This window comes from Actinomadura sp. NPDC049382 (assembly GCF_040677125.1).
GTDB classification, from domain to species: Bacteria; Actinomycetota; Actinomycetes; order Streptosporangiales; family Streptosporangiaceae; genus Spirillospora; species Spirillospora geliboluensis.
In genome coordinates this window covers 1-17,392 of the sequence record NZ_JBFARO010000087.1, presented here as the reverse complement: position 1 = coordinate 17,392, position 17,392 = coordinate 1, and the positions used below count along the sequence as shown (strand labels likewise).

19 protein-coding genes and 1 CRISPR repeat array are annotated in these 17,392 nt (G+C 68.2%); of the genes, 17 read left to right on the top strand and 2 right to left on the bottom strand.

Annotated features, from left to right (window positions below):
- The first annotated feature begins 44 nt into the window (after window positions 1–44).
- From AB0K34_RS33565 to AB0K34_RS33550, 4 genes are read left to right on the top strand one after another with little or no spacing between them, the layout of a single operon-like run.
- A complete protein-coding gene (locus tag AB0K34_RS33565; RefSeq protein WP_364552981.1) occupies window positions 45–905 on the top strand; it encodes a DUF2637 domain-containing protein in 861 nt (286 codons plus the stop codon).
- Entirely contained in the window at window positions 902–2,902 is a 2,001-nt protein-coding gene (locus tag AB0K34_RS33560; protein ID WP_364552980.1) for a toprim domain-containing protein, read from the top strand. Before AB0K34_RS33565 ends, AB0K34_RS33560 begins: the two co-directional genes overlap by 4 nt.
- The gene (locus AB0K34_RS33555) at window positions 2,899–3,780 is read left to right on the top strand and encodes a hypothetical protein (protein WP_364552979.1); all 882 of its coding nucleotides are present in this window, start codon (window positions 2,899–2,901) and stop codon (window positions 3,778–3,780) included. The genes AB0K34_RS33560 and AB0K34_RS33555 overlap by 4 nt, the downstream gene beginning before the upstream one ends.
- A 19-nt stretch (window positions 3,781–3,799) precedes the next feature.
- Window positions 3,800–4,081, top strand: coding sequence for a superinfection immunity protein (locus tag AB0K34_RS33550; RefSeq protein ID WP_364552977.1), 282 nt, complete (start codon window positions 3,800–3,802; stop codon window positions 4,079–4,081).
- A 197-nt stretch (window positions 4,082–4,278) separates the two neighbouring features.
- Here the strand turns inward: AB0K34_RS33550 and AB0K34_RS33545 are convergent, their stop codons facing one another.
- Together AB0K34_RS33545 and AB0K34_RS33540 are read right to left on the bottom strand one after the other, a co-directional pair.
- Entirely contained in the window at window positions 4,279–4,488 is a 210-nt protein-coding gene (locus AB0K34_RS33545) for a DUF397 domain-containing protein (RefSeq protein ID WP_364552976.1), read from the bottom strand.
- Window positions 4,485–5,321, bottom strand: a complete 837-nt coding sequence (locus AB0K34_RS33540; protein WP_364552975.1) for a helix-turn-helix transcriptional regulator — start codon at window positions 5,319–5,321, stop codon at window positions 4,485–4,487. The genes AB0K34_RS33545 and AB0K34_RS33540 overlap by 4 nt, the downstream gene beginning before the upstream one ends.
- Before the next feature lie 482 nt (window positions 5,322–5,803).
- Between AB0K34_RS33540 and AB0K34_RS33535 the strand changes: the two genes are divergently transcribed.
- From AB0K34_RS33535 to AB0K34_RS33475, 13 genes are all read left to right on the top strand, one after another.
- On the top strand, window positions 5,804–6,892 hold the full coding sequence (locus AB0K34_RS33535; protein WP_364552973.1) for an ATP-binding protein: 1,089 nt from the start codon (window positions 5,804–5,806) through the stop codon (window positions 6,890–6,892).
- Window positions 6,893–7,001: 109 nt separating this feature from the next.
- The gene (locus AB0K34_RS33530; protein WP_364552971.1) at window positions 7,002–7,601 is read left to right on the top strand and encodes a hypothetical protein; all 600 of its coding nucleotides are present in this window, start codon (window positions 7,002–7,004) and stop codon (window positions 7,599–7,601) included.
- 193 nt (window positions 7,602–7,794) lie between these two features.
- A CRISPR array of direct repeats spans window positions 7,795–8,189; the repeat unit is 29 nt; unit sequence GTGCTCCCCGCGCACGCGGGGATGGTCCC.
- Window positions 8,190–8,512: 323 nt separating this feature from the next.
- A complete protein-coding gene (locus tag AB0K34_RS33525; protein ID WP_364552970.1) occupies window positions 8,513–9,040 on the top strand; it encodes a flavoprotein in 528 nt (175 codons plus the stop codon).
- 14 nt (window positions 9,041–9,054) lie between these two features.
- Complete coding sequence (locus AB0K34_RS33520) at window positions 9,055–10,284, top strand: helix-turn-helix domain-containing protein (RefSeq protein WP_364552968.1); 1,230 nt, start codon at window positions 9,055–9,057, stop codon at window positions 10,282–10,284.
- 143 nt (window positions 10,285–10,427) lie between these two features.
- Window positions 10,428–10,757, top strand: a complete 330-nt coding sequence (locus AB0K34_RS33515; protein WP_364552966.1) for a hypothetical protein — start codon at window positions 10,428–10,430, stop codon at window positions 10,755–10,757.
- Entirely contained in the window at window positions 10,757–11,662 is a 906-nt protein-coding gene (locus AB0K34_RS33510; protein ID WP_364552965.1) for an SAM-dependent methyltransferase, read from the top strand. The genes AB0K34_RS33515 and AB0K34_RS33510 overlap by 1 nt, the downstream gene beginning before the upstream one ends.
- 110 nt (window positions 11,663–11,772) lie before the next feature.
- Window positions 11,773–12,525: a hypothetical protein gene (locus AB0K34_RS33505; RefSeq protein WP_364552964.1), complete on the top strand. Its 753-nt coding sequence runs from the start codon at window positions 11,773–11,775 to the stop codon at window positions 12,523–12,525.
- Between the two features lie 83 nt (window positions 12,526–12,608).
- A complete protein-coding gene (locus AB0K34_RS33500) occupies window positions 12,609–12,944 on the top strand; it encodes a hypothetical protein (RefSeq protein ID WP_364552963.1) in 336 nt (111 codons plus the stop codon).
- Complete coding sequence (locus AB0K34_RS33495) at window positions 12,941–13,318, top strand: hypothetical protein (RefSeq protein ID WP_364552961.1); 378 nt, start codon at window positions 12,941–12,943, stop codon at window positions 13,316–13,318. Before AB0K34_RS33500 ends, AB0K34_RS33495 begins: the two co-directional genes overlap by 4 nt.
- 233 nt (window positions 13,319–13,551) lie before the next feature.
- Window positions 13,552–14,487 (top strand): hypothetical protein, encoded by a 936-nt coding sequence (locus AB0K34_RS33490; RefSeq protein ID WP_364552960.1) that lies wholly within the window; start codon window positions 13,552–13,554, stop codon window positions 14,485–14,487.
- 104 nt (window positions 14,488–14,591) lie between these two features.
- On the top strand, window positions 14,592–15,623 hold the full coding sequence (gene hemC / locus AB0K34_RS33485; protein ID WP_364552959.1) for a hydroxymethylbilane synthase: 1,032 nt from the start codon (window positions 14,592–14,594) through the stop codon (window positions 15,621–15,623).
- A gap of 189 nt (window positions 15,624–15,812) precedes the next feature.
- Entirely contained in the window at window positions 15,813–16,316 is a 504-nt protein-coding gene (locus AB0K34_RS33480) for a SigE family RNA polymerase sigma factor (protein ID WP_364552958.1), read from the top strand.
- Window positions 16,317–16,319: 3 nt separating this feature from the next.
- Window positions 16,320–17,375: a hypothetical protein gene (locus tag AB0K34_RS33475; RefSeq protein ID WP_364552957.1), complete on the top strand. Its 1,056-nt coding sequence runs from the start codon at window positions 16,320–16,322 to the stop codon at window positions 17,373–17,375.
- Window positions 17,376–17,392: the final 17 nt, after the last annotated feature.

Genomic DNA, 17,392 nt, shown 5'->3' with positions numbered 1-17,392 from the left:
ACCAGCGTCAGGCGGCAGCCAAGCCGAGGATCGGCGAGCGGCAGATGCCACAGCCCTCAGCCGTCAAGTGGGTGACCGCCGGGGTCGCTCCACTCATCGCGGCGCTCGCCGTCCTCGGCGGGCTCGGATCCTTCACCACCATCCGGCAGATGGCCGAGCCGCACTTCGGCGGCCTGGCATGGATCGTCCCGGTCGGCATGGACGTCGGCATCTTGATCCTGCTCGCATGGGACCTGCTGATGGAGTACCTGGACCTGCCGTGGCCGGTGCTGCGCTGGGTCGCCTGGGTCTACATCGCCGGCACCGTCCTGGTGAACGTGTCCGCCGCACACGGGAGCCTGGCCGGCAGCGTCATGAACGCGGCCATGCCCGTCCTGTTCATCACGGTGGTCGAAGGCGTCCGGCACCTGATCCGCCGATGGGTCGGACTCACCTCCAGCAGCCGCATTGAGCGGATCCCCACCACCCGATGGCTCCTCGCGCCCATCTCCAGCCTGCTGTTGTGGCGCCGCATGACGCTTTGGCACATTACCGAATACCGGCAAGGCCTCGACCTGGAGCACCGCCACCTGCTTGCCGTCTCACAACTCCAGCAGGACTACGGCAGGTGGTCATGGCGATGGCGGTCCCCGCTGGCCGACCGGCTTGCCCTCAACCGCCTGCCCGCCGAGCCACCGCCGCAGCCGGCGACGGACCCGGACCCGCCCGCGGAGGAGCGGCAGGACGACCAGCTGATGGCCATCGCACGGCAACTCCAACGCGAAGTAGAACGTGAAGGCGGGCAGCTCAGCCGGGACCGGCTCGGCCACCGCCTGCGCGAGCGCGGCTTCGCGATCGCCAACTACCGGCTCACGCAGATGATCGCGGCGGTCCGTGAAGAGTCGGCCAGGCGGGACTCGTCATGACGGAGTCGTCCGGGCACGAAGACCTTGCGCAGACAGAGGACCAGCAGCGTCGGCTCGCCATCCTCCAAGGGATAGCCGATCATGCCGTCGCCTCACTGGCCGACGGTCGCCAGCCATGGGAGACCTGGCTGGAGCACGCTGGAAAGCATGGACGATACGGATTCACCAACACGCTGCTGATACCAGCTCAGCGTGCCTCGGCGACCGACGTCCGCTCGTACGACGCGTGGCAGAAGCAGGGGCGTCAGGTCCGCCGCGGCGAAACCGGCATCCGCATCCTCTCCACGCGCGGCAAGCCGCGCACCGTCTTCGACATCGAGCAGACGGACGGCCAGGCGGTCCAGATCGGCGAACGCACTCCGGCAGAGGGACTGCAACGGCTCTCCCAACTCGCCGCCGACCTCGGCTTCTACATCGACCGCGGACAGGGCTGGACTTACCTCGGACGTCCGGACCGGCTAATCCCCGTCTCTCCGGAGCTGGATGACACAGCAGCAGCGTCGTTGCTCGCTCACCAACTCGCCCACGCGCTGCGGCCTGGCGGGCAGATCGACACGGTCAGCGCCCACGCTTCTTCGTGCCATGGGGCGCGTCGTGTCATCGCGGACTCGGTCGCCTACCTCGTTCTGGCCGAACTCGGACTGAAGAGCGCGAGTTCGTCGTTCCTGCCGCCGCAGCAGTGGGCGGGGACTGACGATCGTATAGACGCGTCCGCCGCAGTCCGCGCAGTCGGGGACCAAATCGTCCGGACGAGCGCGCGGATCAGACGACGCCTCGCAGAAGCCGCTGCGAACAGCAGCCGTCCAACGCCCGCCTCCACTGCGGTCATCACTGATCGAGCTGCGCTCTCCAGAGGTGAGCCCTCCCCAGCCAGGACCGCGCAGCGACACGTCGCGGCATCGCACCTTCTTGCCGCCCTCGCGGACGCGCATCACTTCTACCGGCGGAATCTGCCTGGAAGCTGGGGTGCCCAGTACCTCGCACGTCGCGGCTTCACTCCGGCCATGCTGGAGCGATGGGAGATAGGCGTCGCGCCCAGCGGTCGCCATTCAGTGCTCCAGCACCTACGCGATCGCGGTCATCGCGACGAAACACTCATCGAAGCCGGTCTGGCCAAGCCGGGAAAGAACGGAGAACTCTTCGACCTGTTCCGAAACCGGGTCGTGTTCCCGCTCCGGGACCGGGACGGAAAGATCGTCGGTTTCATCGGCCGCCGCCGTGACGATGGCCCGGGCCCCAAGTACCTCAACACACCCGAGACAGAACTCTTCCACAAGGGCGAGATCCTCTTCGGCCTCTATGAAGCAGGCCGTCAACTCGCAGGAACCGCACGGCCGTTGCTTGTGGAAGGACCCCTCGACGCGATAGCCGTCAACGCAACCCTCCCTGACACCTACGCCGCCGTTGCACCATGCGGGACAGCGATCACCCCTGCCCACATCGAAGCGATCGCCGTCCACGCCGACCTCGCGACGTCCGGGCTGGTCATCGCGCTCGACGGAGATCCCGCTGGGCAAGCCGGAGCCATCAGGGCCTGGCGCACACTTCGCGACGTCGCCGGCCCGGTAGACGCGGCCGTCCTGCCCGAACCGCAAGACCCGGCTGATCTCCTCTCCGGCCGGGGAGGCGCAGGTGTCCGCGACTCGCTACTTTCTGTGATTCCGCTCGCTGACCTGCTGATAGATGAGAGACTCCAGAGGTTCGGGGGAGCGCTGGAGTTCGTCGAATCACGGATCACCGCCGCCAAAGCGGCCGCAGCGCTGATCGCCGAACTCCAGCCCGACCAGATCGCCCGCCAGGTCACCCGCGTCGCCGCCGGTACCGGCATGGATGCGACCGACATTACGGCCCTCGTCGCCTCAGCGATCAGCCCGGATCCGTCGCCGGACGTCTCGTCACCCCCTCTCCCTGTATCCGGGCAGCGGGCCTCCGAGCTCCGCAGCTCTCGTGACAGAGCCCGCCCTAGCAGCCCTGACCAGCATCGGAGGACGCCATGAGCCAGCAACACCCGGACCCGATCGCCGAAGGCCTCCAGCACAGTGGGCAACGTCTCGTCCAGATCGTGTCCGCAGCCGTCGGGGTGCAGCAAACCCTCGCCCAACGCCGAAGCCGCTCCAAGTCCGCCCGGCAGGCGCAGGAGGAGAAGGACGACAGAGCCCAGGCTCAGCTGCGACGAGCGGCACTGGCACAAGCCCGCTCACGATGGGGACGCGCTCACGACCGCAAATGGCTTCGCCAAGCGACCCTGTTGGACGTCGCCGAAGCGTGGGGAGCAGCCGTCCCGTACGCAGATGGCAACGCCTCCGCTGCCCTCGCCGTTCGCAAATGCGAGGAGCAGCTCCGCCGGCTCCACCCACACGCGATGACCCACTACGACCGATTCCGCGCCGAAGGGGCAGACGCCCTTCAAGCGATGAAGCAGGCCGCGCCCTTCTTCACCCGAGACCCCAACGTCAGGACCGGTGACCCGGCACCCGCATCTGCTGAACTGCATGAGGGCACCGGAACCGAGTGGGCCGCGCGAGTCCACGGACCCGACCGGAGCGAGTGGGAAGAGGCCCGCCAAGAACACCGCGCCACTCTTATCGCGGATGAGCTACGGGCCAAACTTCGTGCTCAGGGACGGGAACCGCAGCCCGAAGAGTTGCGGATGGTCCTCGAAATCACCACGAACCTGCCCGAGAGCATCATAGCCAAAGCCGTCCCGCTGGGCCCGCGTCCTCGACCCACGCGAGACGTCGAACGGGCTGCCGAAGACTTCCCGATCCCCATCAACGAGGCGCTGGAGATGAGCGCGAGGCAGATCTCCGAAGCGTCGGCTCAACGCCGGACGTCTCCGAAAGTCCCCGACCGGAACCGTCGACGCAACCTCTGAGCGAAGGGCCACCAAGAAGATGACCGCCATCCCGAACAACCCGCTCTTCTGGCTCGCGCTGATTGGCATCCTGGCCGTCCTCGCGGTGCTGCCGACGCTCATCGCGCTCGCTAGAGGCGCGGACGACATCGGCTACATCATCCTGGTCAACGTCATCTGCTGCGCCACCGTCTTCGGCTGGCCCATCGCACTGATCGCTGCTATCGCGTGGCCCCGCCGGCATCCCCGCGGACCCCGCAGTCCTGCGCCGCGACCGCGTCAGCCCTGGAGCCACTCCCGCCAGCGAGGGCCGTATGTGTGATGTCACGAACGCCGACGAACCGTCCGGCCCGAAGGGGTGGACGACCCGACCGAAAGCCGCTCCCAGGCACTGACCGATGAGGCCGATGCGACGAACCTCGCCCATCGTCAACTCCCCTGCTCGGCTGCTCAGCCGAGCAGATCTTCCACATAGCCTTAACGACCAATCGCAACCGAATGCAACGCCGCATCTCCCGGTCAGAGGTCGAGTTCCCCGCCGCGCGCTCGCTCGGCCAGGCGACGCCACTGATCACGGCGGAACATGAGCATGGGGCCCTCCGGGTCTTTGGAGTCGCGGACTGCGACCAACCCTGAAAGCGGGGCCAATTCCACGCAGCCCTGGCTCCCCTGACTGGCCGTCGCCTTACGCCACGTCAGGGGGGAGCGGGTGGGGGAGGGGGCGGTCATTTCATCTCCTCTTCGATACCGCGCAGGAAGGACGCCGTCTCGCGGGGGTCGAGCGCCGAAGCCACCAGCAGGTTGAACTTGGTGTTCATGCGGCTTACCTGGTGCGGTTGCTCCAGGTAGGCGTTGCCGGCCTGGCTTTCGACATACACGACGTCCGGGTCGGTGGGCTCGGGGAAACCGAGCAGTGAGAACGGCCCGTCGAGCCCAACGTGTGCACCCTTACCGAAGGGTAGAACCTGCACGGTGATATTGGGAGCGTCGATCGCTTCGAGCAGTCGCCGAACCTGCTCGCGCATCACCCGAGCGTCTCCGATCGTCCTGCGCAACACGTTCTCATCCAAAATCACCCACAGCGAGAACTGCGGGGCCGTCCGATCGAGGATCTGCTGCCGGGCGAGGCGGAGCTCCAGTAGGCGGTCGATCGTCTTGGGCGCCTCGGCGGGCAACGTCGCACGCAGCACCTCACGCGCGTACTCAGGGGTCTGCAGCAGCCCGTGGACGAGCTGGTTGTCGAAGTGCCGCAGCTCGGCGGCCTCACTCTCCAGCCCGATGTAGGAGCCGAAGTGGGGCGGGAAGACGTCCTGGAACTCGCTGTACCAGCCCGGCTGCGCCGCCTCCCTGGCCAGTCGCAGAAGAGCATCCCGGACGCGGTCGTCCGTCGCGCCGAACAACTCCAGCAGGTCGCGGATCTCGCGCTGCTTGGGCGGCTGAGCCTTGCCCGTCTCGATGCGACTCACCCGTGAAGGCGAGCACTCCAGGTGGTCGGCGACCTGCTCGATCGTGTAGCCGGCGTTGTCCCTCAGCTTGCGGAGCTCCGAACCGAGCCGGCGCATCCGGACCGTCGTGACTCGAGGTTGCGGCATCGAATCCCCCTCCCATGCTCGGCACAAATTACTCCGCACAACTCTCACTTGTCGGCAAGGGCGTCGCGTCCCACCCTCGCCCCTTCGGACATCTCAGGCAGAGCGGCGGATATCGCTGCCATTTCATCCCGCACACTTGTGCAGCACAGGTACGCGGTGCATGCTGAGCTGTGTTCGCTTGAGCGCTGAGAGCCACGAAGCGGCGCTTGACCAGCCCCTACTCGGCGCTCTCATTCGCAACCCAGTCAGAGCGGCCCCTGGAAGAAGAAGCGGCCCCGGACGCGGTGCGCCAACACCGGCCGGGACTTTGATCGGAAGCAGGAGTTCCGACCCATGCATGATCGTACGAACCCGTCTCCCAGCCAGGTGATGTCACCCGTCGCACAGCGCGCTCCCCACCACAGACGAGAGCGAGTCCAGAAACCGCCACCCCCGGCCATGACCCCGGCACCGTGGGAGTCAAGCGGCGTCGACCCCGACCGAGCCATCGCCGACCTCGGCAATCGGTTCCCTCGCGCCACGATCTGGTTCGGCGATTTCACGGGAAGCTACTGGGCCCTGATCCGTACCGAGAGCGGCGCGAGCCGACTGCTCGAAGGCGCCACGGCCGAAGACCTGAGTCAGCGACTCGACTCGAACGAGCTGAACACCCCACAGGACTACCGGCTGCAGCCGCCTCCACCCGCCGCAGCGCGCCGGAACTCCGCCACGCTCAACCACCGCCGAGCCGCGCCACTCTCGTCCACCCGGGGAACCTCCCGTGGACGCGGCAAGTGTCGCAGCCGCCACTCCCGGCCACGGACGTTGAGGAGGAGCGGCCGGTGCTAACCGTCGACCCCGCCGCAATCCCCGCCGGTGGAGCCTGCGTCTTCCAACTCCCGGGTGACCCGAGTGCCGCCTCTCACGCCCGCTCAGCCGTCTCCTCCACCATGCGCCAGCTGGGCTTCGCCGTCGACCAGGTCGACGACGCCAAGCTCGCGGTGTCCGAGCTGGCGACCAACGCGCTCACGCACGCGTCCTCGATGACACGGCCCGAGCTTTGGATGTGGGCCCGCACCCGCCCTAGCCTCGAACTCGTCATCTCGGTCTTCGACGGCCACCGCAACGGCTGGCCGAGCATCACGCACGCTGACCTGCTCGACGAGCACGGCAAGGGCTTGTCCATCGTCGTAGCCCTGGCCACCCGCACTGGTACGAGCTTCACTCGCTCCCGACTGGCCGTATCGACGGGCAAGCGAGTCTGGTTCACTCTCGCGCTGCCGGCACCATGGTCGGCCGCAGACCGTGTCATCGCCCCGCGCTTCGCAGCGCACAGGCTTTCCGAGGCTCTCGCGGCCCGCGGAATCCCCACCACGTGCCGCAGTGACGACAAAGGCATCTCCGTCATCACCGCAGGGAACCTGCACGTCTGGGTCGAGCCGAAAGCGTTCTGCTGGCGTGACGACCACGGCTACACCCGCCAGCCGATGATCGACCTACAAGAGACTGCCGAACGCATCGTCAACCACCACGAATCACACGCATCGAGGACCTCGACCTGACAACCCGTCCCGGCCGCCCAGCCGGGCCCCCCGTCCCCGGGGACGCGGTGCGCTACCTCCCGTCCACCGCGTCCCCGGCCGTCGTCGCAACCCAACAGGACAGATCTCCGTGCACGCTGCCACAGACCGCCTCGCCCACCTCCTCCAAGGCGTCGAGAACATCCGAAGGCTCGCGGAACGAGCCGACCCCGAAGTCATCGAGAGCCTCCTCGCTCAACCGGCGGCCGGCCACCTCGACGACCACACCCTCGACTTCCTACGCAGAGCCCGCGACCTGCTCTTCATCACCACGCAAACCCTGAGCATGATGCTCAGAACCGCAGACCCGTTCACCACGCGCGGCTGTCGAGAGGAAGAGACCTCCACTACCGACAGTCGCTTCACATCTCCGCCGGCTTCGCAGCCCTCGTCGCCCCTTGACGCCGCCGAGGCCTGGCGTCGCGCGCACCTTCACTTCGCCCGCCACCATGAGGACTCGATCTTGGTTCACATCGAGGAATTCGAGGAGGGCTACCGGGCCATGCCAATCGTGGCGTCCGTTCCCGAGCCGCCGTCTGTTCCCACTATCGAGACTCCGACCACTCTGGTCATCGACAAGGCCACCGGCGCTGCAACCCTCTGGCCGTTGCTTCGCCTGGAAGTCCTAACCAGGCACTACCGCAGCTACAAACGCCAGGCACCCATAAGCTTCGACAGCCACTCCCGATGACAAACGTGCTCGCCGCGGCACGAATACCATTGCGCGAGTCGCCCGCGGCCCCGAGCCGGGGATGAGATCAACGGCCCGGCATGGATCTAGAACGAAGGACCAGTGCCGCCCACCGTCTCTGTCCGATTCGTCTGAATCTGCGAAAGTACTCCAAAACCGCCTTCGCGCTGTCTAAACTCCCAGGTCAGCGAGTGTGCTCCCCGCGCACGCGGGGATGGTCCCGATGTCGCCCGGCTTCGCGCGGTTGACGTTCGGTGCTCCCCGCGCACGCGGGGATGGTCCCCCTCCTGCGGCGGCGCGGTCCTTCATCCGGGTGTGCTCCCCGCGCACGCGGGGATGGTCCCGCGGCGCAGGCACCTGTCGCCGGTGTTGCCCTGTGCTCCCCGCGCACGCGGGGATGGTCCCCTTCGGTATCTGCTGCCCGCTGTGGTGTATGTGTGCTCCCCGCGCACGCGGGGATGGTCCCCACGGCGGGAGGATCGCGAAGATCTGCTCACGGTGCTCCCCGCGCACGCGGGGATGGTCCCGAGTACGTCCCCGACCTGATGTGGCCCACGTCGTGCTCCCCGCGCACGCGGGGATGGTCCCAAGCAAGGGCTGCAGCTTCGCTGCGGCGACATGCTCCCTGCGGACGCTGGACGTCGGTGGCGGGTGCTCGCCGCGGTGGTCAGGGTGGTGGCGGCTATGTGGCTTCGACGGATGGGCCAAGTCGGCTGCAAGTCGTCTTGGGCTCGGCCCGCCGCTATGTCCATTGACGACGATGCCGTCCGATTCTGGTGACGAATCACCTGAGCCGCGCTGCTGAAGGTGCGTGGTGATGTGCCGCGCTCCTTGGCCTACGTCGGAGATCCCTCGTGCTTCGGCGCAGAGATGCCCCGGTGATTACGGTCTCCTCGGGCTAGGCTCCCTGTGTGCAAAGAGGTAGTGGGCGGGTTCTTTACGTAGTGGCCTGTGCTGCGCCCGCAGCGACGGATCTAGTCCGGCTGGTCGAACTTGCGCAGGATTCGGGTTGGCGAACGTGTGTGATCACGACGCCGATGGCGCGTCGCTTCGTCGATACGGAGGCGTTGGAGGCGCGGACGGGTGAGCGGGTTCGCTCGGATTACCGGATGCCGGGTGAGTCGAACGAACTGCCTGCTGCTGATGCGGTGGTGGTGGCGCCCGCCACCTTCAACACGATCAACAAGTGGGCGACCGGCATCGCGGACACCTTCGCTGTGAGTTTGTTGTGCGAGCTGATGGGGTTCGAGGTGCCCATCGTGGCGGCCCCCCTGCTCAAGGTTGCATTGGCTCGGCATCGTGCGTTCGAAGCGAACGTTGAAACCCTGCGCGAGATGGGGGTGCGGGTGCTGTTCGATCCGGCTGCGCCGGCACATGCCCGAATGGCAACCTGGGAAGCAGTCATGGGAGAGCTGCACGCACTGGTCGGGGATCGGTAGCGTTTACGGCTGGAGTGGTCAAGGTGAAGGATGCGCGCATGGGGGTGGGGCAGCAGCTCGCCCGTGCCCGGCGGCGGCGAGGGTTGTCCCAAGTTGTCCTGGCGGGGCTGATCGGCCGCTCCGAAAGCTGGCTGAGCCAAGTAGAACGCGGCGTAAGAAGTATCGATAGTCACTCCGTACTGACCCAGCTTGGCGAGATCCTGGGAATACCGCTGGAAGACCTTACGGTGGATGAGAAAGGGGGTGGAGTGCGGCGCTACGAGGCGGCGGCCCAGATCCGGGACGCCATGACCAGCTACGAGACACTTGCGGCTTGCGTTGCCCCCAGCGGGGCAACTACCCATGCTCCGGACCTTGCGTGGCTTAGCAACGAACTGCGCGCGGTCAATCGCCTCTATCAAGCCGCTCACTACGACACGGCAGGTCAGAGGCTTCCCCGCTTGATCAAAGCCGCTGAACATGCGGCGCAAGCCGCCCCTGCCCTGCGGCTTCGTGCAGCGCACACTCTCCTCGCGCTTGTGTATCACTCGGCGGCGATGACGCTGAATCGCGTCGGCGAGACTGAACTCGCCTGGACTGCGGCTGATCGCTCCTTGTCGGCAGCTCGAGAAGCTGACACACCCCTGCTCGCTGCAGCCAGTGCCTTCCGCCTCGGATATGTATTTGTCCGCATGCGAGAGCTGGAGAAAGCTAAGACCATTGCGCTGAATACCGCCAGCGCATTAAGGTCCGTTCCCGGCAAATATGACCCACAATGCCTGTCACTGGTGGGCGGGCTCCATCTGGTTGCTGTCACGGCCGCGGCACGCCAGTTTGATCGAGCTGAAGTCGATGCCAATCTCAAACAGGCGCGACGTGTCGCTACCGCACTGGGCGGGGACCATAATCACTTCTGGACGGCTTTTGGGCCGACCAACGTTCGCATCCATGAGTTGTCGGCAGCCGTCACCTTTGGCGACCCTCGCCAAGCTGTCGATATCGGAGAATCTCTCGACGTCTCACGGCTTGCGCCCGGTCTGCGGGGACGTCGGGCACAGGTGCGGCTGGATCTCGCCCGTGCCTACGGTCAGCAACGCAAGGATGCAGCTGCGGTGAACATGTTGTTGGACGCAGAGAACCTCTCGCCCGAGCTGGTCCGCTATGACGTGCGAACGCACGACCTCCTTGCCGCCCTGATCAAACGGGAGCACCGCGCCAGTACGCCGCAACTCCGGGGTCTGGCGCATCGCGCCGGAGTCATCTGACCCGTACAAAAGTGCGGGTTCTTTGCCTGTAGCCCTGTACGGGTTTTCTCTCCGTCTTCGACCTAACGTGCCCGGACAACGCACGGTCGAAGAGAGACGGAGCGATGGGCACAGTACAAGGGACGGGCATTCCCACCCGCCAGATGGGCAGCCGGCTGAACGGCGCGTTGGGTGAGCGTCGGTTGCACCTGGCGGCGTTGAACGCGGCGGTTGCGCAGAGCGGGGAGCGGCTGTCGTGCGGGCTGGTGAGCCGGGCGGGTGGTCCGCCGGTTCTGTTCGTGGTGAGCCACAACGACAAGTTCCGGACCATGGACGTGGGCTGTGAGCGGGTCGGTGGGGTGTGGTGGTTCGTGCGGGCGGACACCGGTGAGGGCCTGGTGCCGGTGCTGGAGGTCGAGAACGCTCCTGCGCTGCTGGCGCGGCTGATCGAGCGTTCGACGGACGCCGCGGCCAGCACGGGTGGTGACCGGTGATGGCACGGCGATTCGACCAGGACGACGCGGCGTTCACGGCCGGTTCGATCAAGGAGCCGGTGGCGAAGCTGCGGGCCGACCAAGCCACCGGGCCGCTCTGCGGCCCTGACGGGGAGTGGGACCCGGACGTTCCCTCCCCAGCGCGGATGTACGACTACTACCTGGGCGGCAAGGACCACGGGACGGCGGACCGGAAGGCCGCTGAGCGGGTGGTGGCGGTCGCGCCGTCGATCCCGGTGGTGGCGCGTGCGAACCGGGCGTTCATGCACCGGTCGGTGGCGTGGGCGGCGCGTCGCGGTATCGGTCAGTTCGTGGACGTGGGGACCGGTATCCCGACCGAGCCGAACCTGTACCAGATCGCGCGCGAGTTCCGCGATGACGCGGTGGTGGTCGGGGTGGACAACGATCCGGTGGTGCTGGCGCATGATCGGGCGTTGCTGGAGGGCATGCCGATCGTTCGCGGCGACGTGCGCGCGGTCGATGAGCTGATCGCTGATCTCGATGTGTGGATCGACTGGGACAAGCCGGTGGCGGTGCTGCTGGTGGCGGTCCTGCACTTCGTCACCGACGAGCAGAACCCGGCCGGTGTGGTGGCGGCGTTCGCGGGGCGGATGGTGCCGGGGTCGGTGGTGGCGCTGTCGCACGTGTCGTCCACGGGCGCGGACCGAGAGGCGCTGACGCGGGTGGAGAAGGTGTATGAGGGGGCGACGGCGCCGGGGGTGGCGCGTACGCATGAGCAGATCACGGGCCTGTTCGGGAGGCGGCTGGAGTTGGTGCCGCCGGGGGTGGTGCCAGTGCAGCACTGGCCGACCGAGGCGGGGCCGCTGACCAAGATCCCGATTCTGGGCGGGGTCGGTATGGTGCCCGACGTCCGCGCGGGCGCGCAGCAGGACGGGCGGGTGTGATGGCCGGGCCATGGACGGTGATGAGCCTCAACACCCAGTACGGGGGCGGGTCCGACGGTGAGGGGCGTCTATCGAAGCGGTGGGGTGCGCTCGCGGACATGATCGCGAGCGTGCGGCCTCACATCCTGCTGGCGCAGGAGCTGACGGGCTGGGCGCGTGACCCCCGGTTGCACGCGGCGGCGGAGCGGTCGTTGCAGCGCCGGGGCTGGCCGCTGCGGTTCCTGCTGGCGCCGTCGCGGACGGACTTCCACACCGCCGTCGCCTTCGCGCCGGACGTGCTGTGCTGGCGGCAGTACGAGACCAAGTACGCGCACCTGACCGACAACGGCTACGGGGTCGCTGTGCTGGCCGATGTCGGCGCCGATGAGGACGAGCCGGGGGTGACGGTGATCTCGGCGCACCTGTCGGCGTACTCGGCGGAGGCGGCGGCGCAGGAGGCGCAGCGGATGGTGGCGCGGCTGCACCGGTACGGGGGCGTGGGCATCCTCGGCGGGGACATCAACAACATGCCGCTCGGTGACCGGGAACCGGACTGGGCGGCGCTCCCGCCCTACAACCGCAGTGCCCAGTGCGTGCCGCGCCTGTCGCCGGATGAGCCCTGGCGCGGCAACCGGGCTGTTGGTGAGGTTTTGGCCAGGGCGGGCCTGGTGGACGTGGCCGCGCACCTGGCCGAAGCGCGGAACCGGCCGGAGTTGCGGGCGGCGACCGGCAGCGGCGGGGTGCGGGTGGATCAGTTCCACGTCACCGGCAACTTGCGGGATGGGCTGCTGGGGTATGAGCGGCTTGCCGCTGCCAGTGACCACGACGCCATCGTGATGCGGCTCGACCCCGGGACGGCGACACAGAGCGGGAGGCGGCAGTGAAGGGCCGGGTAGGCAGGGTGCTGGAGCAAGTGGACCGGGCCGCACTGCGATGGCGCACGTCGCGTGGCGTAAGGGTGCGGGTCTTGGCGCTCGATCTGCTGGCGGTGACGCTTGAGTCGATGGGCTGGCGGTGTGTGCGGCTGTACCGACTGGAGGTGCTGCCGGTTCCGGTGCTGTGGGTACACGGCGGCGACACCGATGCCGGGCTGGCGGTCGCCCTGGTGGCGACGAGCGGCGGTTGGCACTACATCGACGCCGGCAATCGGAAGGAGCCGTTCCTCGGGCTGTACTCGGACCGGGCGGGCGCGGCTGCGGCGGTGGACGCGCGACTCAAGTGGCAGCTCACAACCGACACTGCCCCCGAGGGTGAAGCGGCCGCATCGGCTGAAGCCACTGCTAGGGAAGGGTGCGCCCGATGACGGAGACGGCGACACCGACAGGCCGGATGCAACGGGCACTTGATGCGCTGGTGGAGCGGGCCGGGGCAGCGTCCCGGGTGACCAGCGGCGAGGCGTCCGGGCTCAGCCTGACACAGACCACCGTGGTCCTGGACGCCGTCATGGACGTATGGGATCTGGTCGGACAGATGCTCGGGCCGGTGATGGACCGGGTGGAGCAGATCAACGAGCGCGAGTTGATCGAGCGGCCGGGCGAGTCGGGACGCGCGGTCCTGGACGACGCGGTGCTGCACCTGTCGTACGGGCGCGACGGGCTGGCGGCGGCGCGGGCTCTGGTGGCGGTAGCGCTCGCGGAGATAGTGAGCGTCGAGCAGGGCGGCGCGCAGCAAGGATGAAGGGCCGCGGCCCCCTTCGCGCGGTGTCAGGGGCGGGCCGGCCGGATGGCCGAAGGCCACCCGAAGGGGTGACCGCGAGGGTGTTCAACCGGCGCCGTTGCGCCGTTCCAGTTGAAGCGTCTTCGGCGTGGGGACTGCTGGCCGGCTCGGGTCTGGAAATGCGGGTTACCTGGGAAATTCCGGTGCGGAAGCAGGCCGCTGCGAGCGGCGGCCGAGAAGGGATGGGCTGGACGATGACGCGGCTTCGACTGAGCTATGTCAATGTCGAGCACGGCGGCCGAGCCGAGGCGGGGTACTCGGCCTACTCCGGGGACGGCGGCCCCTACGACTACAGCAAAGTCGTCGGGATGCTGCACGACAGGGACTGGCCTGACGTCCTGGTCGTGGGTGAGGGCGACCGGTACGAGCTGAACGGGATGGAGGGCGCGTACGAGGCCGCCGCCGCACTGCGGGAGGCGGGCGGCCCCGCCTACGTCCCGCACCCGTGCTCGCTGCCGCGTGAAGGCGGCCTGTTCGCGCCGGTGATCTACACCGACCCGGAAAAGGTGGTGGTGCGGCGGTTCTACGGCCATCGGCTGCCGGACTTCGCCTCCCGCAACCGCAACCTGATGGTGCTCACGCTCCCCGGTCGGTCCGACCCGATCCGGCTGGTGGCCGTGCACGGCGACATCTACAGCGGGGATGACCGCCTGGCCGATGCGCGCCGCCTCGACCGGTGGTCGGACCCGAAGATCCCGTGTGCGCTGCTGGGCGACTGGAACACCGTCCCGTCCGGCCCGTTCTTCGAACCCAGCGACTTGAACACTCCCGGCGTGCACAACCCGCGCCAGATCAACTACCGGGTCCAGTGGAAGGGCGGGGCGTCGCTGGCGGGGCCGCACGTCTACGACACGCGGGCGCTGGACGCGCTGTGCGGCTGGTGGAACCCATCCACGCAGCAGCGGGAGGGCGGCCTGGGTTTCAGCCATTCGGCCGAGCTTGCCGGAGACTACACCCCGACGCAGATCGCCAAGCCGAACGGCCGCCAGTGCCTGCCCATTGACGCGATCTTGCTGAACGCGCCGCTGGCTGCGGCGTATGTGGAGGACTCGTACCGCGTCCACGACTTCCGCGACCCGCAGCGGCCCGACTCCGACCACAAGCGCATCTCGCTCACGGTCGACATCTGAGCACGGGGCGGGGTGCGCGGTTCGGCAGGCGGAGGTGAGGGCCGCGTGGCTGAATGAACGGGGCCTTCGTAGCACAGAGGATGAGGACCGACGGAAGGGAAGGCATGAGGCGCGAGGCGGAACCCGGCGACGGGGACGTGCGGTCGTCGGTGACGGATCTGGTTCCGGCCGGAGCGGGTGCGATGGAACCGGTGTTCTCGTGGTCGGGCGGGGGCGGGGTGCTGCGGCTGGGCACGCGGACGTCTCCGCTGGCGATGACGCAGGCGCGCCTGGTGGCCGCGCGGCTGGAGGAGCTGGCCGCCGTCCGGGTCGAGGTGATCGGGATCCAGACGGCCGGGGATCGGCATCGCGGCCACCTGGGCGAGCTGGGCGGCAAGGGCGCGTTCATGCGGGAGATCGACCGGGCACTGTTGACGGGCCGGGTGGATGTCGCGGTGCACTGCCTCAAGGACGTGCCCGGTGATGTGCCGCGCCCGGATGGCCTGGTGTTCGCCGCCTACGTCGAACGCGATGACACCGCCGATGTGATGCTGTTCCCGATGGCGAGCAAGGTGCAGTGCATGGCCGATCTCGCGCCGGGGGCGCTGGTGGGGACCTCGGCGGTGCGGCGGCGCGCCCAGCTGGGGAAGATCCGCCCGGACCTGCGGGTGGAGTACCTGCGCGGCAACGTCAATTCGCGGCTCGGGCGGCTGGACGCGGGCGAGGAGTTCGACGCCATTGTGCTGGCGCGGGCGAGTCTGGCGCGGTTGGGCATCGACCGTGCGGGCGAGGCGCTTGACATCATTCCGGCGGTGGGTGCGGGTGTGCTGGCGGTGGACTGCCGCCGCACCGACCCCGACATCGTGGAACTGGTGCGACTGCTGGACCACAGGCAGACCCGGCAGTGCGTGAGCGCGGAACGCACGATGCTGCACGGGCTCCAAGGGCACTGCAACAGCCCGATCGCGGGTCACGCGCGGCTGGAGCGGGACGGGCAGTTGAGCTTGCGCGCGATGGTGTTCACCCGTGACGGCTCGGAGTTCGTGCACTCGCATGAGTGGGCGCCGCCGGACAAGGGCGAGGATCTGGGCGCGTACGTGGCGGGTGATCTGCTGCGCAAGGGAGCCCGCGACCTGATCGGCGGTATCCCGCACTGAGAGTCTGAGCGGGGCAGGCGGCCGCAAGGGTGAAGGGCCGCGGACACCTTCGTCTGGGGGCACGGGTCAGGCCAGTCGAATGGCGTAGTTACAGAACCGGCACCTCGATGCGGAACAGACTCCCCTTGCGGGCAACCGTTTAGGCGGTCCAGCCGGTAGATGTCGGCGAGAGATCTACTGGGAGGTCGGATGCGGGAGCGCCCGGACTACGCGGCGTATGTGACAGAGCGGTCGCCGCGGCTGCTCAGAACGGCCTATCTGCTGTGCCGCGACTGGGCGCAGGCGGAGGACCTGCTGCAGACGGCGCTGGTCAAGGCGTGGCGCTCGTGGCGGCGGATCGAGGACAACCCCGATCCGTACGTCTACCGGATCCTGGTCAACACGCACGCGTCGTGGGCGAAGCGGCACTGGCGCGGCGAGCGGCCCACGGAACGGCCCCCGGACGGCCCCGACCCGGCGGACGGCATCGGCGCCGCTGAGGACAAGGCGGTCCTGTGGGCGGCGCTCGGTCGGCTCCCGCACCGGCAGCGCGCCACGCTGGTGCTGCGCTTCTTCGAGGACCTGTCGGAGCCGCAGGTCGCCGAGGTGCTCGGCTGCTCGGTCGGGACGGTGAAGAGCCAGACCAGCAAGGCCCTCACCAAGCTCCGGATCGATCCGGGCGTCCTGGCCGCAGCACCGCAGGGAGGCGAGTGAGCGATGGCACGCGAACTGAAGGATCTGACCGAGGTCATGGAGGCCGAGAGCGCTCGCGGCGTTCCGTCACCGGATCTGCTGGACGGCGTCCGCCGCCGGGTCCGGCGCGGCAACCGGCTGCGCGCAGCCGCCGCGGCCTTCGGCGTGGTGCTGATGGCGGGGGCGGCCTTCGGGGTCGTCCAGCAGCAGGACGGCAACGCCCGCGACCGGCACGCGCTCGCACCGACGATGACGGGCGTCGTCAACCAGGACTTCCAGAGGTCCGCGGGGCGGGACGGCATGCAGCCGCTGCAGGAGGTCGGCTTCTCACAACTTCGGGCCAAGGGGCGGTTCACCATCACGCCGACCGGGCCGTTCATCGGCGTCACCCTCCGGTGCTCCGGCGATTTCATGGTCTACCAGCAGCGGGAGAACGGTGCCTTCAGCAGCGGCGGCTGCAGCCAGGGCTCACCCGACGACAACTCCTCCTCGGTCTCCAAGGTCACGCCGGGCGTGCCGATCACCATCGAGGTCGTGGCTCTCCCGTTGAAGGACAGCAGCGAGCAGGACCCGAACACGTTGAGTTCAATGATCGGAATTGACCGGTACCTGGGCGGCCACGAGCCGACGTCGGGGAACTGGAGCGTCCGTGTCTACAGCGGCCAGTGCAACACCGACATCTGCTCCAGGTTGACCCGCCCTCCGACGCAGCCGAAACAGCTTGCGGTGACCGGGCTGAAGCGGTTGGCGCGGGTCACCGGGAGCGCCGACGGCAGATCCCGGACGGTGCCGCTCAACGAGCCGGGCAAGTTGATGCGGATGCGGGTGACGTGCGTGGACGGCGCGGCGGTGGCGGTCGTCCGGACTGGCGGGCAGACCAAGGTCGTGGACTGTGAGATCGCCGAATCCACGGGCATCGCTTGGGATCAGGACGTCGAAGGCGGGACGAACGCAATCAAGATCGCCGTGCTGCCCGCCGAGGCGGGCAAGGTGCACGGCACTAGCGACGCCGCGCTGGCAAAACTGATGAAGAGCGTGAAGCCGGCGGGGAAGTGGACACTGGAGGTCTACGCCCGCTGAGCCCCGCAGCGCCGCCG